The sequence below is a fragment of the Microbacterium oxydans genome (genome assembly GCF_000956405.1).
GTDB classification, from domain to species: Bacteria; Actinomycetota; Actinomycetes; order Actinomycetales; family Microbacteriaceae; genus Microbacterium; species Microbacterium oxydans_C.
This window is the reverse complement of sequence record NZ_JYIV01000022.1, coordinates 1-18,032: the sequence shown is the minus strand read 5'-3', so window position 1 is coordinate 18,032 and position 18,032 is coordinate 1. Positions and strand designations below refer to the sequence as shown.

Below are 18,032 nucleotides of genomic sequence, written 5' to 3'. Positions count from 1 at the left end.
TCGTCCTCGGATGATCGAGGTCGGCGCCGGAGTACCGTGGCGGGATGAGAATCCTCCCCCAGGGCACTCCAGCCGCCGTCCCCGACGGGGCGAGACCGCTCGGCGAGGGGCCGTTCCTCGAGCCCGGCGCACAGATCGACTGGCACTACCGGAAACCGGGGTGGCAGCCGGGAGAACCGTCCAGGATCTCACCGATGCGCGTGGTGCGCGACGACGAGCGCGGTCTCGTGGCCTGGCTCGCTCCCGGGACGCTCCAGGAGGCGCCCGGCTCCAGCGATGGACAGCGCGTTCGGGAAGTGCCTCTCGCCCGGCGCTGGCTCGAACCGCGGACGCGCATCGTGGAGCGCTGGCGGGGCAACGGGGTGCTGTGCATCGCGCCCGCGGGCCTGCCGTGGTCGATCTGGCTGTTCTGGAGCGACGCCAGCGGCCCCGACTGGGTGTTCTCGGGGTGGTACGTGAACCTCGAGAACGCGCATCTGCGCACGGACCGTGACACCTTCTCGTCCGACCACATCCTCGACGTCGAGATCGATCCGGAGGGCGGCATCCACCTCAAGGACGAGGATGAGCTCGTCGCCGCGATCGAACAGGGGCGGCTCAGCTCCGAGCAGGCCGCGCAGATCGAGCGACACGCAGACGCCGCGATCGCGGCGTTCGAGGCCGACGACTGGCCTTTCGACTCCGCCTGGACCCGCTGGCGGCCCGATCCCGCCTGGACCGTTCCGGTGTTGGCGGGTCTGGACCGGTTGGCCGCCGGCACACCATGACGGATGTTCTGATCCTCGGCGGAACCGGCTGGCTCTCCGCTCGCATCGCCGGGCACTGGCGCGACCACGGAGCCGCGGTCACCTGCCTCGCTCGAGGCACACGGCCCGCGCCGGAGGGAACGGTCCTGGTGCGTGGCGATCGCGAGGACGCGTCGACCTACGCCGACCTCGCACGACGGGAGTGGGACCACGTCGTCGACGTCTCCTCCCAGGCGGCGCATGTCGATCGGGCGGTCGAGATGCTCGGCGATCGAGCGGCACGATGGACGTACGTGTCATCCGTGTCGGTGTACTCCGACGACGAGACGGTCGGTGCGGACGAAGCGGTTCCACGACACCCGGCGGCGGCTCCCGGCGACGAGTACGAGTACGCGGCGCAGAAGGTCGCCGCCGAGGACGCCGTCGCCCGATTGGGGGAGCGGGCGCTCGTGGTGCGTCCCGGCCTGATCGTGGGCGACGGAGACCCGAGCGACCGCTTCGGCTACTGGAGTGCCGCGTTCGCTCGTGCCGACGCTGACACCGTGCTGTTGCCCCCGCTGGACGGGCGGAGCGCGCAGTTGATCGACGTCGACGATCTCGCGGAGTACATCGTGACCGCGCGAGGCAGCGGAGCCGTCAACGCCGTCGGCGACGAGAGGCCTCTCGTGGATGTGCTGCAGTCGGTCCGCGCTGCATCCGGGCACACCGGGGCGACCGTCGTCGCGGACGAGGAGTGGCTCATCGCGCATGGCGTGGACCACTGGTCCGGCCCGCATTCCCTGCCGCTGTGGTTTCCACCCGAGATGACGGGATTCATGACCCGCTCGAATGCGGCGTTCCACGAGAGCGGAGGCGTGCTCCGTCCGCTCGTCGACACGATCGAGCGCGTGCTCGCCGACGAACGGGAGCGCGGACTCGACCGCGAACGACGTGCCGGGCTCACGCGCGCGCAGGAGCGGGCGCTGCTGGCCGATCGCTAGACTGCGACCAGTGACACGGGGTGCCGCGATCCGCGGCTGAGAACAGACCCGTCGAACCTGATCTAGTTCGTACTAGCGAAGGGATGTCGCGATGAGAGATCTTCTGCGTCCTGATTCCACACACGATCTCGCCGAAAAGGCTGCGGTGCTGCTGGGGGTGTTGCGTGAGGCGCCACCGCTGACGCACTGCATCACCAACGCCGTGGTCACCGGCTTCACCGCCAACGTGCTGCTGGCGCTCGGCGCTGCTCCCGCCATGGTCGACATCGTCGGGGAGGCCGGCATGTTCGCCGGTGTCGCCTCGGGGATGCTGATCAACCTGGGAACGCCCACCCCGGAGCAGCGCGCGGCGACTCTGGAAGCCGTCACCGGTGCGCGGGCAGCCGGTACGCCCTGGGTGCTCGACCCCGTCGCGGTCGGTGCGCTCCCGGTGCGCACCGCACTCGCGCGTCAGCTCGTCGAGCAGCGTCCGACCGCGATCCGCGGCAACGCCTCGGAGGTGCTGGCTCTCGCGGGGCTCAGCACCGGCGGGCGGGGTGTGGATTCCACCGACAGCACCGAGTCCGCGGCTGAGGCCGCATCGGCGCTGGCTCGGACGACACGCGGCGTGGTGGCCGTGTCCGGCCCGCTCGATCTGCTCACCGACGGGGAGCGCGTGCTGCGGTTGTCCAACGGGCACGAGCTGCTCACGAGGGTCACGGGCGGCGGTTGTGCTCTGGGCGCGGTGATGGCCGCCTTCCTCGGTGCGGCGCGGGGCACCGGACACGATGCGCTCACGGCGGTCGCGTCTGCGAGCCTCGTCTACACGATCGCGGCGGAGCAGGCAGCAGAACGGTCCACGGGGCCGGGGACCTTCGCCGTCGCACTGCTGGATGCGCTCGCTGCGGTGCGCTCCGACGACATCGTGGCCCGTGCCCGCGTCGAAGGCGGTGCGCTGTGAACGCCGACCTCTCGCTCTACCTCGTCACGGATGCGGCGCTGTGCGGAGACCGGGGCGTCGTCGAGACCGTCCGGCGCGCGGTGGACGGCGGGGCGCGCATCGTCCAGCTGCGCGACAAGGAGGCGACCGAGGCGGAGACGGTCGAACAGCTGGTGGCCCTGTCGCAGGCGATCGACGGTCGGGCGCTGCTGGTGGTGAACGATCGGCTGGATGCGGCTGTGGCGGCGCGCGAGCGCGGAGCCCGCGTCGATGGCGTGCACCTCGGTCAGGGAGACGCCTCGGTGCTGCGCGCCCGTGAAGCACTCGGACCCGACGCGTTGATCGGCCTCACCGCCAACACCGCCGCGCACCTCGATGCGGTCCGCGCGCTCCCGCCCGGAACGGTCGACTACCTCGGGGTCGGGGTGATCCGCCCGACCCTCACGAAGCCGGATCACCCCGCCCCGCTCGGCGTGGAGGGCTTTCGTGACTTCGTCCGGAACAGCCCGCTCCCGTGCGTGGCGATCGGCGGCGTCGGCATCGACGACACCGAATCCCTGCGCGATGCCGGAGCATCGGGGCTGGCCGTCGTCTCGGCGTTGTGCGCGGCTGACGATCCGGCTGCTGCAGCGACGCGGTTCCTGCGACGCTGGCGCTCCGGCATCGTGCCGAGGGTGCTCAGTATCGCCGGGAGCGACCCGTCCGGAGGGGCGGGTATCCAGGCCGACCTCAAGTCCATCGCCGCGAACGGCGGATACGGGATGGCGGTGCTCACGGCGCTCACGGCGCAGAACACACGCGGCGTCCGTGCCGTGCACGTTCCGCCGGTCGACTTCCTGCGTGCGCAACTCGACGCGGTGTCGGACGACATCGTGATCGATGCCGTGAAGATCGGGATGCTCGCCGACGCCGAGGTCATCCGCACGGTGGGGGCGTGGCTCGACCGCGTACGCCCGCCCGTCGTGGTGCTCGATCCCGTCATGGTCGCGACCTCCGGCGATCGGCTGCTGGATCCGGCGGCGGAGAGAGCACTGCACGAACTCCTCGCGCGAGCGACTCTGATCACCCCGAACCTCGCCGAGCTCGCGGTGCTCGTCGGTCGAGACATCGCCGACTGGGAGGATGCCGTCTCGGCTGCGCACGAGCTGTCCGCACGGATCGGCGCGGCCGTTCTGGTCAAGGGCGGGCATCTCGTCGGAGACGAAGCCCCCGATGCGCTGGTCGACGCGGCGCTCGGGCTGCGCAGCGACTTTCCAGGGTCACGCATCGCGACCGACAACACCCACGGCACCGGCTGCTCGTTGTCATCTGCGCTCGCGACCCTTCTCGCACGGGGGCTCGACGTGGGCGAGGCTGTGGGGGCTGCGCGCGTCTGGCTTCGCGAAGCCCTGCGGGCGGGGGACGCGTTGCGCGTCGGCGGTGGGCACGGGCCGATCAACCACTTCGCCGGACTCTGGCAACGGGCAGGAACAGAGGCGCGGCCGGCGGTGGACGACATCGCGGCGGACTGGTGGCACGACATCCGGGAGATCCGCACCGCGATCGACGAGCTGCCCTTCATCCGCGCGCTCGCCGACGGAACGCTCGAGCGTCGACCGTTCCTGTCCTATCTCGCCCAGGACGCGCTGTACCTGCGTGAGTACGCCCGTGTGCTCGCGCAGGCGTCCAGGCTCGCGCCGACGTCCGATGAGCAGGCGTTCTGGGCGGAGTCCGCGCGCGGTTCGATCGCGGGCGAGCTCGAGCTGCACGCGTCGTGGTTGACTCCGACGCAGGGGGTGAGCACGGACACCTTCTCCGCCGAGCCGGGGCCGGCGACCACCGCCTACCTCGATCACCTGCGCTCTGTCGCGTTCGGTGGGGACTACGCCGAGATCGTCGCGGCCGTCCTCCCGTGCTTCTGGCTCTACACCGACCTCGGCCGACGCCTGCACGCCGGAGCCTTCGGTCCGTACGCGCGGGATCCCCGGCATCCATACGCCTCGTGGCTGGCGACCTACGCCGACCCCGCGTTCGAAGAGGCGACCGAGACGGCGATCGCCTACGCCTCCGAAGCGGCGGCAACGGCTGATGCCGCGATCCGCGCCAGGATGCGCCACGTCTTCGAGGTCTCGAGTGCCCACGAACTCGCCTTCTTCGCCGCGCCGCTGGAACCCTCACCCCGCAGATGACGATCCGGATTTGCGGTGGCCGCCGAGGCCGCGCTACTGTCGCGACATGCCTTCGGCCGCCACCGCTTCTCCGACGCTCGCTCCGAGCGTCATCGCTGTGCGCCGACGCCGCGGCCGCCGACTGTAGGCGACCCCGCCCTTCTGCCCGTGCGCGCACGGCGGTCGAGTGCCGGTGTCGCCGCCTCCGGCCCCGTCCACGGTCCCGATTTCCTCGAGGGCCTGACCGTTAAGGTAGAAGCATGACGTATTCCGTCGCCGTCTCCGGCGCATCCGGCTACGCAGGCGGCGAGATTCTGCGCCTCCTGGCCGCCCATCCCGACATGGAGATCCGCACCGTCACGGCGCATTCGAACGCCGGGCAGCCTCTCGTCGACCACCAGCCGCACCTGCGCTCGCTCGCGCACCTCACGCTGCAGGACACGACCCCGGAGATCCTCGCCGGCCACGACATCGTGTTCCTCGCCTTGCCGCACGGGCAGTCGGGGCAGTACACCGATGCGCTGGGTGATGTCCCGCTCGTGATCGATGCCGGCGCGGACCACCGGCTCACGTCCGCCTCGGCGTGGGATGCGTTCTACGGCGGCGACTTCCATGAACCGTGGACCTACGGCGTGCCAGAGCTGCTCGTCGACGGGGTCAAGCAGCGCGAGCACCTCCGCGGAGCCACGCGCATCGCGGCGCCGGGATGCAACGCCTCCACCGTGAGTCTCAGCCTCGCCCCCGGCGTGGCCGCCGGGGTGATCGACCCGTCCGACATCGTCTCCGTGCTCGCCGTGGGGCCTTCCGGCGCGGGGAAGAGCCTCAAGACGAACCTGCTCGGCAGCGAGATCCTCGGCACCGCCAACCCCTATGCGGTCGGCGGCACCCACAGACACATCCCCGAGATCCGTCAGGCGCTCGCCGCGGCGTCCGGGACGGAGCCCGACGGCATCCGGATCTCGTTCACACCGGTGCTGGTGCCCATGTCGCGCGGGATCCTCGCCACGTCGACCGCACCCATCGTCGACGGTGCGACGGATGCGCAGATCCGTGATGCCTGGCAGAGCGCCTATGGCGACGAGACCTTCGTGCAGCTGCTGCCGGAGGGACGCTTCCCCCGCACGGCCGACGTGCTCGGAGCCAACACCGCGCTGATCGGCCTCGCGATCGACCGGGCCGCGAACCGGGTCACGGTCGTCACCGCGGTCGACAACCTCGTCAAGGGCACCGCCGGCGCTGCCGTCCAATCCATGAACATCGCGCTGGGTCTCCCCGAAGCCCGCGCCCTCTCAGTGAACGGAGTAGCGCCGTGAGCGTCACCGCCCCCGCAGGATTCGAAGCGGCCGGTGTCGCCGCCGGGCTCAAGTCGACCGGCAAGCCCGATGTCGCCGTCGTCGTCAACCGCGGACCTCGCAAGGTGGGTGCCGCAGTCTTCACGAGCAACCGCGCCAAGGCGAACCCGATCATCTGGTCGCAGCAGGCAGTGGCCGACCGGGTCGTCGAGGCCGTGGTGCTCAACTCCGGCGGTGCGAACTGCTTCACCGGCGCGTTCGGGTTCCAGACCACCCACCAGACGGCGGAGAAGGCGGCCGAGCTGCTCGGCGTCAGCGCCGGAGATGTGCTGATCTGCTCCACCGGCCTCATCGGCACCGGCGACGAGACGTTCCGCTCGCGCGTGCTCGCCGGCACCGAGCAGGCGATCGCCGAGCTCAGCGCCGATGGCGGAGAGAGCGCGGCACAGGCGATCATGACCACCGATACCGTTGCGAAGACCGCCGTGATCAGCCGTGATGGCTGGACGATCGGCGGCATGGCGAAGGGCGCGGGAATGCTCGCGCCGGGACTCGCCACGATGCTCGTGGTGATCACGACCGACGCCGTCCTCGAGCCGATGCAGGCCGATGAGGCGCTGCGCCGTGCGACAGGGCAGACGTTCGACCGTCTCGACTCCGACGGCTGCATGTCGACGAACGACCAGGTGACGCTCCTCGCCAACGGCGCGTCCGAGGTCGTGCCGGAGCTCGATGACTTCACCGCCGCGCTCATCGAGCTCTCCCAGGAGCTCGCGGTCAAGCTGCAGGGCGATGCCGAAGGCGCGAGCCATGACATCACGATCGAGGTGCAGCACGCGGTGTCGGAGCAGGAAGCCGTCGAAGTGGGCCGTTCGGTCGCGCGCAACAACCTCTTCAAGGCGGCGATCTTCGGCAACGATCCGAACTGGGGACGAGTGCTCGCGGCGATCGGCACGACGAGTGCGCAGTTCGACCCCTACGACGTCGACGTCTGGATGAACGGCGTGCGGGTCTGCAGCCAGGGTGGTCCGGACCGCCCACGCGAAGAGGTCGACCTCACCCCGCGCGCCACGCACCTCGTGATCGACCTCAAGGTCGGGGAGTCGACGGCCACGGTGCTCACGAACGACCTGACCCACGACTACGTGCACGAGAACAGCGCCTACGCCTCATGACCGACATCCAGGACACCACGCCGGACGTCGCCGCGCAGAAGGCCACGACGCTCATCGAGTCGCTGCCGTGGCTGAAGAAGTTCCGCGACCAGATCGTCGTCATCAAGTACGGCGGCAACGCCATGGTGTCGGAGGAGCTGCAGGACGCCTTCGCTCAGGACATCGCCTACCTCCGCTATGTCGGAGTGCTTCCGGTCGTGGTGCACGGCGGGGGCCCGCAGATCTCGAACATGCTGCAGCGTCTGGAGATCCCGAGCGAGTTCAAGGGCGGCTACCGAGTCACCAACACCGAGGCGATCAGCGTCGTGCGCATGGTGCTCACCGGGCAGGTCAACCCGCAGCTCGTGTCGAAGATCAACTCGCACGGTCCGATCGCCACGGGTCTCAGCGGTGAGGATGCCGGGCTCTTCGGCGGGCGCCGTCGTGGTGTCGTGATCGACGGCGAAGAGGTCGACCTCGGTCGGGTGGGCGATGTCGTCGAAGTCGATCCGACGCCTGTGCTCGACCACCTCGCCGCCGGGCGCATCCCCGTCGTGTCGAGCATCGCCCCCGATCTGGATCACCCCGGTCAGTCGCTCAACGTCAATGCGGATGCGGCGGCGGCGGCCCTCGCGGTCTCGTTGCACGCGCGCAAGCTCGTCATCCTGACCGACGTGCCGGGCCTCTACGCCGACTGGCCCAACCGCGATTCACTGGTGTCGCATCTGACGTCGGATGCGCTCATCCAGATGCTTCCGACGCTCGAGTCGGGGATGATCCCGAAGATGCGGGCCTGTCTCGACGCGGTCGAGGGCGGCGTCGACGCGGCGGCGATCATCGATGGACGGGTGCCGCACTCGGTGCTCGTCGAACTCTTCACCAGCAAGGGAATCGGGACCGAAGTGGTCCTGGGAAAGAACGAGGTGACGGCATGACCGTCTGGCAGGACGATGCGGCACGCGATCTCGTGCTCAACGCGGGAGAGCGGCTCGCGCTGCTGGTCCGCGGTGAGGGCTCGTACCTGTGGGATGCCGACGGCCGACGCCACCTCGACTTCCTCGCGGGCATCGCGGTGACCTCGCTCGGGCACGCGCATCCGGCCTTCGTCGAGGCGGTCTCGACGCAGGCGGCCACGCTCGCGCACGTGTCGAACTACTTCGCCACCCCGCCCCAGCTCGCGCTCGCGGCACGCCTCAAGCGTCTGGCCGGTGCCGGCATCGACGGCCGCGTGTTCTTCTCGAACTCGGGCGCGGAAGCCAATGAGGCCGCCTTCAAGCTCGCGCGTCTGCACGGCGGCTCCGAGCGGCCGCGCATCCTCGCGCTCGAGAACGGTTTCCACGGTCGCACGATGGGATCGCTCGCGCTCACGGCCAAGGCCTCGATGCGCGCGCCGTTCGAGCCGATGCCCGCCGGGGTCGAGCACATCCCGGCCACGATCGAGGCTCTCGAAGCGGCGATGGACGATCGCGTCGCCGCCGTGATCGTCGAGCCGATCCAGGGCGAGGCCGGGGTGGTCGAGCTGCCCGAGGGCTATCTCGCTGCAGCACGCTCGCTGACCCTCGCTCACGGCGCCCTGCTGATCGTCGACGAGATCCAGACGGGTGCCGGCCGCACGGGTGCATGGTTCGGATTCAGTCACGAGGGCATCACCCCCGATGCGATCACCCTCGCCAAGGGCATCGGCGGCGGCTTCCCGATCGGGGCACTCGTCACGTTCGGTGCCGCGAGCGCGCTCTTCACCCCCGGCTCGCACGGCTCCACGTTCGGCGGCAACCCGCTCGCGACCGCGGTCGCGGATGCAGTGCTGGCCGAGATCGAGAGTGCCGGCCTGGTCGAGAACGCCGCGCGTCGCGGTGCGGAGCTGCGCGAGATCCTGCTCGGCATCGATTCGCCCCTGATCGACGGCGTACGTGGCCGTGGTCTGCTCGTCGGCGTGGCACTGACCGCGCCGGTCGCCGGCGCGGTCGTCGCAGCCGCCCAAGAGCGCGGCCTCATCGTCAACGCCGCCAACCCCGAGACGGTTCGCATCGCACCGGCTCTCACGATCGGCGACGCCGAGCTCGCCGAGTTCCGCGAACTGTTCGCCGCTTCCCTCGCCGACGTCCAGGCCTCCGCTGCCGGAAAGGTACCCGCATGACCCGCCACCTGCTGCGTGACGACGATCTGACCCCCGCCGAGCAGGCCGAGATCCTCGATCTCGCCATCGAGCTGAAGAAGGACCGTTGGGCGGACAAGAGCCTCGCCGGCCCGCAGACCGTCGCGGTCATCTTCGACAAGTCCTCCACGCGCACCCGCGTCTCGTTCGCGGTGGGCATCGCGGACCTCGGCGGTTCGCCGTTGATCATCTCGACCGCGAGCAGCCAGCTCGGCGGCAAGGAGACCCCGTCCGACACCGCTCGTGTGCTGGAGCGTCAGGTCGCCGCGATCGTGTGGCGCACGTACGCGCAGTCGGGTCTCGAGGAGATGGCGGAAGGTACGCGTGTGCCGGTCATCAACGCGCTGTCGGATGACTTCCACCCGTGTCAGCTGCTCGCCGACCTGCTCACGATCCGCGAGCACAAGGGCGACCTGAAGGGGCTCACGCTGACGTTCTTCGGAGACGGGCAGAGCAACATGGCGCACTCCTACGCGCTTGCGGGTGTGACCGCCGGCATGCATGTGCGCATCGCCTCTCCCGAGGACTACGCTCCCCGCGCGGATGTCATCGAGGCCGCCGATCGCCGCGCCGCCGAGACCGGCGGGTCGATCGCGCTCTACACCGATCCCGTCGAGGCCGCTGCAGGCGCTGACGTCGTCGTGACCGACACCTGGGTGTCGATGGGCAAGGAGGAGGAGAAGCTCGCACGCATCCGCGACCTCGGCGGCTACAAGGTCACCCCGGAGACGATGACCCTGGCCGATCCCGAAGCGATCTTCATCCACTGCCTTCCGGCCGACCGCGGCTACGAGGTCGACTCCAGTGTGATCGACGGCCCGCAGAGCGTGGTCTGGGACGAGGCCGAGAACCGACTGCACGCGCAGAAGGCTCTCCTGGTCTGGCTCCTCGGCAAGAAGGACGCGTGATGAGCGACACGACGCACGAAGGCACCAACGAGGGCGCGCTCTGGGGTGCGCGATTCGCCACGGGTCCCTCTCCCGAACTCGTCGAGCTGAGTCGTTCCACCCACTTCGACTGGATCCTCGCGCCGTACGACATCGCGGGCTCCCATGCCCACGCCACCGCGCTCGAAGCGGCGGGATATCTGGAGCCGGATGAGGCGCGGCGGATGCACGAGGGGCTCGACGCGGTCGCGCGCAAGGTCGCCGACGGCACTCTGCTCCCCGTGCCCACAGACGAGGACGTGCACGGCGCGCTGGAGCAGGCGCTGATCGCCGAGCTCGGGCCGGAGCTCGGCGGGCGACTGCGCGCCGGACGCAGCCGCAACGACCAGATCGCCACGCTCGTGCGCATGTACCTGATCGACCATGCGCGAGTGATCGCCCGCGACATCCTCCGGGTGATCGATGCCCTGGTCGCCCAGGCAGAGGCGCATCCCACGGCGATCCTTCCCGGCCGCACGCATCTGCAGCACGCGCAGCCGGTTCTGCTCGCCCACCACCTGCAGGCGCACGGATGGCCGCTGGTCCGTGAACTCGAACGGCTCGTGGACTGGCGTCGACGGGCTGGCGTCTCGCCCTACGGCGGCGGAGCGCTGGCCGGTTCCACGCTCGGGCTCGATCCCGCACTCGTCGCGACCGAGCTGGGTCTCGACCGTCCGGCCGAGAACTCGCTCGACGGCACGGCGGCTCGCGATGTCGTGGCGGAGTTCGCCTTCATCACGGCCATGACGGGCGTCGACATCTCGCGTCTGTCCGAGGAGATCATCCTCTGGAACACCCGGGAGTTCGGCTTCGTCACCCTCGACGACGGCTACTCGACCGGCTCGAGCATCATGCCGCAGAAGAAGAATCCCGACATCGCCGAGCTCGCTCGGGGCAAGTCGGGGCGACTGATCGGAAACCTCTCGGGTCTGCTTGCCACCCTCAAGGGCCTCCCGCTCGCGTACAACCGCGACCTGCAGGAGGACAAGGAGCCGGTCTTCGACTCGGTGCGGACGCTCGAGGTGGTGCTTCCCGCATTCGCCGGGATGGTTGCGACCCTGCGTTTCGACACCGAACGCATGGCGGCGCTCGCCCCGCAGGGTTTCTCTCTCGCGACGGATGTCGCGGAGTGGCTCGTGAAGCGCCGGGTACCGTTCCGCGATGCGCACGAGATCTCCGGCGCGCTCGTGCGGGCGTGCGAGGAGCAGGGGATCGGCCTGGAGGACGCATCCGACGAGCTGCTGCTCTCGGTGTCGCCGCATCTCGTTCCGGAGGTGCGCGAGGTGCTCACGATCGAGGGCTCCGTCGCGTCGCGGACCGGCGTCGGCGGCACTGCGCCGGAACGCGTCGCCGAGCAGCGCGCGGAACTCGTCGCGCGCGCGCAAGCAGCCGCCCACGCCCTCGGCATCTGACCTGAGGTATCTGACCGGAGGCGCAGGCGGCCGTCGTCGCGGCCTGCTCAGTGCAGGTCGGCGTCGGCCTCCGACCGCTCCCAGCGCGTGAAGCGCACGGTGAGGCCGGCGCGTGTCGGAGCCGCGAGGAACGGACCGGCTGCCGCGGCTGCCTGTCCGTCGAATGGCGCGACCCTGACGAGTCGCCAGGGGCCGTCGTCGGCGCGGGCGCGAACGATCAGGGAATCCGCCCAGCGGCTGACGCGCACGGTGATCTCGCTCTCGAGCCACTCGTCGACGTGGCCGACCGACCAGTCGGAGCCACCGGCGGTGACCACGGCCCCGAGTCCCAGATGGCCGTCGGCGTACTCGAGGCCCGTCTTCACCCAGTGCTCGTCGTCGATGCGCACGAAGACACCTGCCTGGTCGAACTGGCCGTCCCACGGCGCGCGGAAAGAGACCTCCATCGCCTCGCCGACCCCGAGCGGGGCGAGCAGAGCGTGCTCGGTGTCGTGCACGAAGCCGTAGGCGGTGTGCCGCCAGGCGTCGCTGCTCTCCACGGCGGTGACATCGAGCGGGGCCGTTCCGTCGGGCAGCGCGGCGGGGGAGGCCGGGGCGTTGGTCCAGGCTCCGTCGGACCAGGGGATCATGTGCGATTCAGGCATGTCCCCAAGATATAACCAATAGACGCATAAGTCTAGGATTATTCGTGATATGGTTATGCCATGGTCATCGCGGTACTCGCCGACATCGTGGGCTCTCGTCGTCTCGACGACCGCACGGCCGCGCAACGCGTGCTCGACGACACGATAGCCAAGGTCGAAGCAGACCTTCCGTTGGCGGCGCAGCCGCTCACGCCCACGGTCGGCGACGAGCAGCAGGGGGTCTACCTCGATCTGGGCGACGCGATGGTGTCGCTCCTGATGATCCAGCTGCGGCTGCCGGACGGAGTCGCCTTCCGCTTCGGCATCGGGGTGGGGGAGGTGCGCCCGGTCGAGTCCGTGCACGGTGAACTCGCCGACGGACCGGGTTGGTACGCGGCTCGAGCAGCGATCGAGACCGTGCACGCGCGAGAGAGTCGCGCCGTGCCGCGCACGCGGTCCTGGATTGTCGGATCCTCCGGGCAGGATGAGGTCATGGAGAGCACGATCGCCGCGTCGAACGCCTACCTCCTCGTCCGCGATGAGCTGGTGGGGGCGATGAGCGAGCGTGAGCGACGGCTCGCCTACGGTCGTCTGCTCGGTCGATCCCAGCAGGAGCTCGCGGCGGAGGAGGGCATCACCCAGCCCAGCGTCTCCAAGTCGCTGCGCAATGCGGGAACGGCCGCGCTCATCGAAGGCGTCGCCGCACTTCGAGGGTCGCGCGCATGATCGTCGCGGGGTTCCTCCTCCTGGCTGTCGGCGCCGCCGATCTGGTGCGTCAGTTCGCACCCCGCCGTTGGATCGGCTACCTCGTGGTCGCCATCGTGCTGCTCCTGCTCGGCAGCATCAGCGATGCGCTGCTCCCCATGGTGCTCGCCCTCGTCGTCGGTGCGCTCTGGGTGTGGTGCATGCCGACGGAGCGCCCGGCGCCCCTGGGGTTCTGGCCCGCCGTCCTGCTCGCCGCACTGAGCGTCGGTGCGGTCGTCTGGCTCGGTGCCCGTTCTGAATCCGGTCTCATCGGAGCGACGTGGCACCTCCGGTCGCCGTTCGGGGAGGTTCCGTTCGACCTCGCCATGCTCGCGCTGGGCGCCGGGGTCTTCCTCCTCGAGTCGTCGAACCTCGTGGTGCGCGCGGCACTCGACGGCGAGCACACGTGGATTCCGCGCGACCCGGCCGTGCCGACAGTGGCGGAAGAGGCCCCAGTCGCACCGGACGCCGTGGAGGACGGAGCCACCGATACGGCGTCGACACCCCGCGATCCGCGCAGCGGCTTCAAAGGCGGTCGGCTGATCGGACCGCTCGAGCGCATCCTCGTGCTGATCCTCACCCTCGCCGCGGCGTACCCGATCCTGGCCGCGATGCTCGCCGCGAAGGGCATCGTCCGATTCCCCGAGATCTCCCGCGACGGCGAGACCGGCGCCCGCGCCGAGTACTTCCTCGTCGGAAGCCTGGTGAGCTGGGTGATCGCACTGAGCGCCGCGTTCCTGGTGTGGTGGGCCGCGCACAGTTGAGCTGCACCGCGCTGATAGCCTGGAGCGCGTGTCAACTCCCGCTCTGACGACCGCACCCCAGGCGATCGACCCCACGTTCGAGAACGTGTGGGACGAACTCGTGTGGCGTGGCCTGGTCCACGTGTCCACCGACCAGGAGGCGCTGCGCGCCCTGCTCGCGGGAGACCCCATCACGTACTACTGCGGGTTCGATCCGACAGCGCCGAGTCTGCACCTCGGAAATCTCGTGCAACTGCTCACCCTGCGTCGCATCCAACTCGCCGGCCATAAGCCGCTCGGCCTCGTCGGCGGCTCGACCGGACTCGTGGGCGACCCGCGCCCCACGGCCGAGCGCACGCTGAACACCCGGGAGACGGTCGAGGAGTGGGTCGGGCGCCTGCGTTCGCAGGTGGAGCGCTACCTCAGCTTCGAGGGTGAGAACGCCGCTCGCATCGTGAACAACCTCGACTGGACCGCGCCGCTGAGCGCGATCGACTTCCTGCGCGAGATCGGCAAGTACTTCCGTGTGGGCACGATGCTCAAGAAGGACGCGGTCGCCGCGCGGCTCAACTCCGACGAGGGCATCAGCTACACCGAGTTCAGCTACCAGATCCTGCAGGGGCTGGACTTCCTCGAGCTGTACCGGCAGTACGACTGCGTGCTGCAGACCGGCGGCTCGGATCAGTGGGGCAACCTCACCAGCGGCACCGAGCTCATCCGTCGTGCCGAGGGCGCATCGGTGCACGCCATCGGCACACCCCTCATCACGAACAGCGACGGCACCAAGTTCGGCAAGAGCGAGGGCAACGCGATCTGGCTCGATGCCGACATGTGCAGCCCCTACCGGATGTACCAGTTCTGGTTGAGCACCGCGGACAGCGACGTGATCGACCGCCTGAAGGTGTTCACGTTCCTGAGCAGGTCCGAGATCGAGGAGTACGCGGAGCTCGTGGCGTCGGAGCCGTTCCGCCGGGCCGCCCAGAAGAGGCTGGCACTCGAAGTGGTGGCGACCGTGCACGGAGTCGAGGCGACCGCGGCGGTGATCGCGGCATCCGAGGCTCTCTTCGGCCAAGGTGACCTGAACGCCCTCGACGCCGAGACGCTCCGCACCGCTCTGGAAGAGCTGCCGAATGCGACCGTCGCCGCAGGTGCACCGGTGGTCGAGGCCCTGGTGTCGACGGGACTCGTGTCGAGCCTGTCCGAGGCGAGGCGCGCGATCACGCAGGGTGGCGTCACGCTCGACGGCGAACGCGTCGACGACGAGACGGCGACGATCCAGGGCACGCTTCCCGGCGGGGTCTCCGTGCTCCGCCGCGGTAAGAAGACTCTCGCCGGCGTCTTCGTCGGCTGAGTCGGAGCTCGATGCCGTTCACGCCCAGTCACGCGCTCGTCGCGCTGCCGTTCATCCGCACGCCGCTCGTGCCGGCGGCGATCGCGATCGGTGCGATGACGCCGGACCTGCCGTTGTTCGTGCGTGGCGTCGGACTGAACTACTCGTTCACGCACACGTTCGGCAACGTCCTGTGGACAGGGCTTCTCGCGTTCGGGCTGTTCCTGATCTGGCGGGTCGTGCTCCGTCCGGCTGTTCCCGAGCTCGTCCCGCTCCGGCTGGCCCGGCGGCTGCCCGACGAGTGGAACGACAGGGGTCTCGCAGTGGCAGGAGCCGCCGTCGGCGTGGGGCGGGCGCGCGCGTATCCGTTCCTGCTCGCCGCATCGTTCGTGATCGGTGTGCTCTCGCACATCGTGTGGGACCTCTTCACGCACGAGGGCCGGTGGGGCGTGCACCTGTTCCCCGGTCTCGGTGAGACGTGGGGACCGCTCCCCGGCTTCAAGTGGCTCCAGCACGGGTCGAGTGCGATCGGTCTCCTGATCATCGGCATCTGGGCACTGCTCTGGCTGCGCCGGCAGACCCCGCGTCCGACCGTGACGCAGTCGTCGCCGAGCTGGGTGCGCGTGGCGTGGTGGATCTCGCTTCCCCTGATCCTCGTCGCGGCGTGGGTCGGAGGGCTCGTCGTCCTCGGCCCGCTCGATGCGGAGTTCACCGTTCAGCATCTCGCGTACCGGGTGCTCCCTCCGGCGTGTGCGCTCTGGGGTGTGCTCACCTTCGGGCTCTGCGTCGCGCTCTCGGTGCGAGGACGCCGTCACCACACGGGCTGATCGGACCCCCAGGCGTGCGGGGCCGCGAACTCGAGTCCCGCGAGGGCCGGTCGCGCGGTCACGACGGTGCTTCCATCGACGTCGAACCGCGCCGTATGCCGCCGCACATCGAACTCGCCGTCGTCTTCCGCGACCGCGCGGCGCGGCATCCCGAGGAGTTCCGCCGCGACGCGACGGAGCGATGTGCGGATGACGCACGAACGCTCATCCCGTGGGTGGTGCCGAAGCCGAGTGGTCACGGCGGCCGCGAGCAGGTACCCCGCGCTGTGGTCGAGTGCTTGCGCGGGAAGAGCGCCGGGGCGGTCGCCGTCCACCGATTCGATGAGCGAGATGCCTGACTCCGCCTGCACGAGACTGTCGAAACCGGCGCGCTCCGGGTGCTCCGTTCCCCAGGCGCTCAGTTGCGCGACCACCAGGCCAGGGTGCCGGTGCATGAGCAGGTCGGGATTCAACCCCAGCCGGTCGAGCGCCGCGGGACGGTAGCCGAGCACGACGGCATCGGCGCGCGCGAGCAGATCATGCAGCTCAGAACTCCGCGCGTCCCACACAGCCGACCGTTTGCCGTGGCCGGTGTCGAGGTGCTGCCACTGCGGTTCGGGCAGCCTGGGCGGATCGATGCGCAGCACATCGGCACCGAGCAGCGCCAGCGTCCTCGTGCACACCGGGCCGGCGATGACTCTTGTGAGGTCGAGGACGCGCATTCCCCGGAGAGGCAGCGGCTCCGAGCGCGCAGACAGCTGTCCGATGTGGTGGCCGATCGCGCCGGATGCACTGCCCGGTCGGCTGATCTCCAGCAGCGGCCGCGCCCGTGCGACGTGATCGACGGCAGGATCCTCCGCAGCGACCACGACAGCGAGACCGCCGGCAGCGGTGATGTCGCTGACCGCGTCGAGGGAAGCCCGCTCCGCGAGGGCGTCCCGCACGAGATCGCCACCGGCGCCTTCCCCCAAGCCCAGCCCTGCACGCAGGGCGGCTGCATGGTGCGGGTAGTTCCCGTGGGTGCGCACCCATCCATCCGCGGCCCGCCAGAACCCCGAGTACTCGGACCAGACCGGGGGAGCGAGCCCGTCGATCGTCAGAACCCTGTCGCTGCGGTACGCGACCGCGATGCGTTCCGGATCGAGTGAGGCAGGGGACCGGCCCGCGGCAAGCATGACGGCACCCACACTCGCCCAGGCGAGATCCGCGGTGGCCAGGCGTGAGGGGAGTGGGGGGACCACGGGGACCGGTCGAGCGGCGTCGTCTTCGTTGCTGAGGCCGAGCTCCTGCCTCATGCGCGCAAGCATCTGAAGGGCCGCTTCCCCCCGACGCGAGCGTCGGTCGGGGGAGGGGACGGATGTGCGTGCGGGGAGGCGACGATCCGCTGCTTCAGGCATGGCGTGATCGTACTCCGCGCGCACTTCCCGGTGGAAACCGGGCCTGACCCGGAGGAAACTGCTGGCGGAGTCAAGGCGACACGCCCGGGAGGGATGGCCCGATTTGCCAGATCCCCGGGACCCGCGTAACTTATTACTTGTTCGCCCCACAGGGAAGCGGAGGAGCCAAGAGCTTCACCCCCCTCAAGCGGAGAACCACTCCCGATCCGCTCTCACTTGAGAGAACAGGCGCTTGCGTCTAGGATAGGGACTCCACCTCTTCTGCGGCTGTCATCAGCTGCGCTGCGGATCTCTGATTCGCACAGCGCGCCGATTTGACAAGCGGGACAAGGTGGGTAAGATAGAGAAGTTGCCCTGCGGGCCTGGCTGTGATGGCTGGGTCGTGGGAGCATCCGATCCTTGAGAACTCAACAGCGTGCACTTGTCAAATGCCAAATTATCCTCGTCTAGCTTCGGCTGGGTGAGAATTCCTTTGGATCAAAGACCAGCCCTTCCGGGGGCTGGCAATGGATGAAGTCAGCAATGAATTTGTCTCTTTGGTCAGCATCAAACTCGCTGCGTTCCGGTTTTTCCCCGGTTCGTATGCATTTCTTTTTTACGGAGAGTTTGATCCTGGCTCAGGATGAACGCTGGCGGCGTGCTTAACACATGCAAGTCG

The 18,032-nt window shown here is 69.4% G+C and carries 16 protein-coding genes, 1 rRNA gene and 1 riboswitch; of the genes, 15 read left to right on the top strand and 2 right to left on the bottom strand.

Annotated features, from left to right (window positions below; genetic code table 11):
• Positions 1–44: 44 nt before the first annotated feature.
• From RN51_RS06220 to argH, 10 genes are all read left to right on the top strand, one after another.
• On the top strand, positions 45–767 hold the full coding sequence (locus tag RN51_RS06220) for a DUF402 domain-containing protein (RefSeq protein ID WP_082066475.1): 723 nt from the start codon (positions 45–47) through the stop codon (positions 765–767).
• Positions 764–1,726, top strand: coding sequence for an NAD-dependent epimerase/dehydratase family protein (locus RN51_RS06215; protein WP_045263195.1), 963 nt, complete (start codon positions 764–766; stop codon positions 1,724–1,726). The genes RN51_RS06220 and RN51_RS06215 overlap by 4 nt, the downstream gene beginning before the upstream one ends.
• Positions 1,727–1,732: 6 nt before the next feature.
• Positions 1,733–1,827, top strand: a riboswitch (TPP riboswitch).
• Positions 1,818–2,666, top strand: a complete 849-nt coding sequence (gene thiM / locus RN51_RS06210; RefSeq protein WP_082066487.1) for a hydroxyethylthiazole kinase — start codon at positions 1,818–1,820, stop codon at positions 2,664–2,666. Its footprint overlaps the riboswitch before it by 10 nt.
• Positions 2,663–4,813 carry a bifunctional hydroxymethylpyrimidine kinase/phosphomethylpyrimidine kinase gene (locus tag RN51_RS06205; protein ID WP_045263194.1) on the top strand — a complete coding sequence of 717 codons (2,151 nt, stop codon included), beginning with the start codon at positions 2,663–2,665 and terminating at the stop codon, positions 4,811–4,813. The genes thiM and RN51_RS06205 overlap by 4 nt, the downstream gene beginning before the upstream one ends.
• A gap of 239 nt (positions 4,814–5,052) precedes the next feature.
• On the top strand, positions 5,053–6,105 hold the full coding sequence (argC, locus tag RN51_RS06200; protein ID WP_045263193.1) for an N-acetyl-gamma-glutamyl-phosphate reductase: 1,053 nt from the start codon (positions 5,053–5,055) through the stop codon (positions 6,103–6,105).
• Positions 6,102–7,259, top strand: coding sequence for a bifunctional glutamate N-acetyltransferase/amino-acid acetyltransferase ArgJ (argJ, locus tag RN51_RS06195; protein ID WP_045263192.1), 1,158 nt, complete (start codon positions 6,102–6,104; stop codon positions 7,257–7,259). The genes argC and argJ overlap by 4 nt, the downstream gene beginning before the upstream one ends.
• Positions 7,256–8,173 carry an acetylglutamate kinase gene (argB, locus tag RN51_RS06190; protein WP_045263191.1) on the top strand — a complete coding sequence of 306 codons (918 nt, stop codon included), beginning with the start codon at positions 7,256–7,258 and terminating at the stop codon, positions 8,171–8,173. Before argJ ends, argB begins: the two co-directional genes overlap by 4 nt.
• Entirely contained in the window at positions 8,170–9,375 is a 1,206-nt protein-coding gene (locus tag RN51_RS06185) for an acetylornithine transaminase (protein ID WP_045263190.1), read from the top strand. The genes argB and RN51_RS06185 overlap by 4 nt, the downstream gene beginning before the upstream one ends.
• A complete protein-coding gene (gene argF, locus RN51_RS06180; RefSeq protein WP_045263189.1) occupies positions 9,372–10,301 on the top strand; it encodes an ornithine carbamoyltransferase in 930 nt (309 codons plus the stop codon). The genes RN51_RS06185 and argF overlap by 4 nt, the downstream gene beginning before the upstream one ends.
• The gene (gene argH / locus RN51_RS06175) at positions 10,301–11,731 is read left to right on the top strand and encodes an argininosuccinate lyase (RefSeq protein WP_045263188.1); all 1,431 of its coding nucleotides are present in this window, start codon (positions 10,301–10,303) and stop codon (positions 11,729–11,731) included. The genes argF and argH overlap by 1 nt, the downstream gene beginning before the upstream one ends.
• A 47-nt stretch (positions 11,732–11,778) precedes the next feature.
• Here the strand turns inward: argH and RN51_RS06170 are convergent, their stop codons facing one another.
• Positions 11,779–12,375, bottom strand: coding sequence for a DUF1349 domain-containing protein (locus tag RN51_RS06170; RefSeq protein WP_045263187.1), 597 nt, complete (start codon positions 12,373–12,375; stop codon positions 11,779–11,781).
• Positions 12,376–12,435: 60 nt separating this feature from the next.
• Between RN51_RS06170 and RN51_RS06165 the strand changes: the two genes are divergently transcribed.
• Genes RN51_RS06165 through RN51_RS06150 form a run of 4 tightly spaced genes read left to right on the top strand, consistent with a single transcriptional unit; the run spans position 12,436 to position 15,998 of the window.
• A complete protein-coding gene (locus tag RN51_RS06165; RefSeq protein WP_045263186.1) occupies positions 12,436–13,080 on the top strand; it encodes a SatD family protein in 645 nt (214 codons plus the stop codon).
• Positions 13,077–13,862, top strand: a complete 786-nt coding sequence (locus RN51_RS06160) for a hypothetical protein (RefSeq protein WP_045263185.1) — start codon at positions 13,077–13,079, stop codon at positions 13,860–13,862. The genes RN51_RS06165 and RN51_RS06160 overlap by 4 nt, the downstream gene beginning before the upstream one ends.
• 28 nt (positions 13,863–13,890) lie before the next feature.
• The gene (tyrS, locus tag RN51_RS06155; RefSeq protein ID WP_156149113.1) at positions 13,891–15,192 is read left to right on the top strand and encodes a tyrosine--tRNA ligase; all 1,302 of its coding nucleotides are present in this window, start codon (positions 13,891–13,893) and stop codon (positions 15,190–15,192) included.
• An 11-nt stretch (positions 15,193–15,203) separates the two neighbouring features.
• The gene (locus RN51_RS06150) at positions 15,204–15,998 is read left to right on the top strand and encodes a DUF4184 family protein (RefSeq protein WP_045263183.1); all 795 of its coding nucleotides are present in this window, start codon (positions 15,204–15,206) and stop codon (positions 15,996–15,998) included.
• Here RN51_RS06150 and RN51_RS06145 read toward each other — a convergent pair.
• On the bottom strand, positions 15,983–17,272 hold the full coding sequence (locus tag RN51_RS06145; protein ID WP_231579233.1) for a CoA transferase: 1,290 nt from the start codon (positions 17,270–17,272) through the stop codon (positions 15,983–15,985). The genes RN51_RS06150 and RN51_RS06145 overlap by 16 nt on opposite strands.
• A 696-nt stretch (positions 17,273–17,968) precedes the next feature.
• Here RN51_RS06145 and RN51_RS06140 point away from each other — a divergent pair.
• A 16S ribosomal RNA gene (locus RN51_RS06140) occupies positions 17,969–18,032 on the top strand; the annotation flags it as partial.

What these genes read in the sequence shown, in the direction of transcription:
- RN51_RS06165 (WP_045263186.1), top strand. Translation starts at nt 12,436, where the DNA reads ATGGTCATCGCGGTACTCGCCGACATCGTGGGCTCTCGTCGTCTCGAC.
- RN51_RS06215 (WP_045263195.1), top strand. Translation starts at nt 764, where the DNA reads ATGACGGATGTTCTGATCCTCGGCGGAACCGGCTGGCTCTCCGCTCGC.
- argB (WP_045263191.1), top strand. Translation starts at nt 7,256, where the DNA reads ATGACCGACATCCAGGACACCACGCCGGACGTCGCCGCGCAGAAGGCC.
- thiM (WP_082066487.1), top strand. Translation starts at nt 1,818, where the DNA reads ATGAGAGATCTTCTGCGTCCTGATTCCACACACGATCTCGCCGAAAAG.
- RN51_RS06170 (WP_045263187.1), bottom strand. Translation starts at nt 12,375, where the DNA reads ATGCCTGAATCGCACATGATCCCCTGGTCCGACGGAGCCTGGACCAAC.
- RN51_RS06185 (WP_045263190.1), top strand. Translation starts at nt 8,170, where the DNA reads ATGACCGTCTGGCAGGACGATGCGGCACGCGATCTCGTGCTCAACGCG.
- argC (WP_045263193.1), top strand. Translation starts at nt 5,053, where the DNA reads ATGACGTATTCCGTCGCCGTCTCCGGCGCATCCGGCTACGCAGGCGGC.
- RN51_RS06220 (WP_082066475.1), top strand. Translation starts at nt 45, where the DNA reads ATGAGAATCCTCCCCCAGGGCACTCCAGCCGCCGTCCCCGACGGGGCG.
- argH (WP_045263188.1), top strand. Translation starts at nt 10,301, where the DNA reads ATGAGCGACACGACGCACGAAGGCACCAACGAGGGCGCGCTCTGGGGT.
- RN51_RS06145 (WP_231579233.1), bottom strand. Translation starts at nt 17,272, where the DNA reads ATGAGGCAGGAGCTCGGCCTCAGCAACGAAGACGACGCCGCTCGACCG.
- RN51_RS06160 (WP_045263185.1), top strand. Translation starts at nt 13,077, where the DNA reads ATGATCGTCGCGGGGTTCCTCCTCCTGGCTGTCGGCGCCGCCGATCTG.
- argF (WP_045263189.1), top strand. Translation starts at nt 9,372, where the DNA reads ATGACCCGCCACCTGCTGCGTGACGACGATCTGACCCCCGCCGAGCAG.
- RN51_RS06150 (WP_045263183.1), top strand. Translation starts at nt 15,204, where the DNA reads ATGCCGTTCACGCCCAGTCACGCGCTCGTCGCGCTGCCGTTCATCCGC.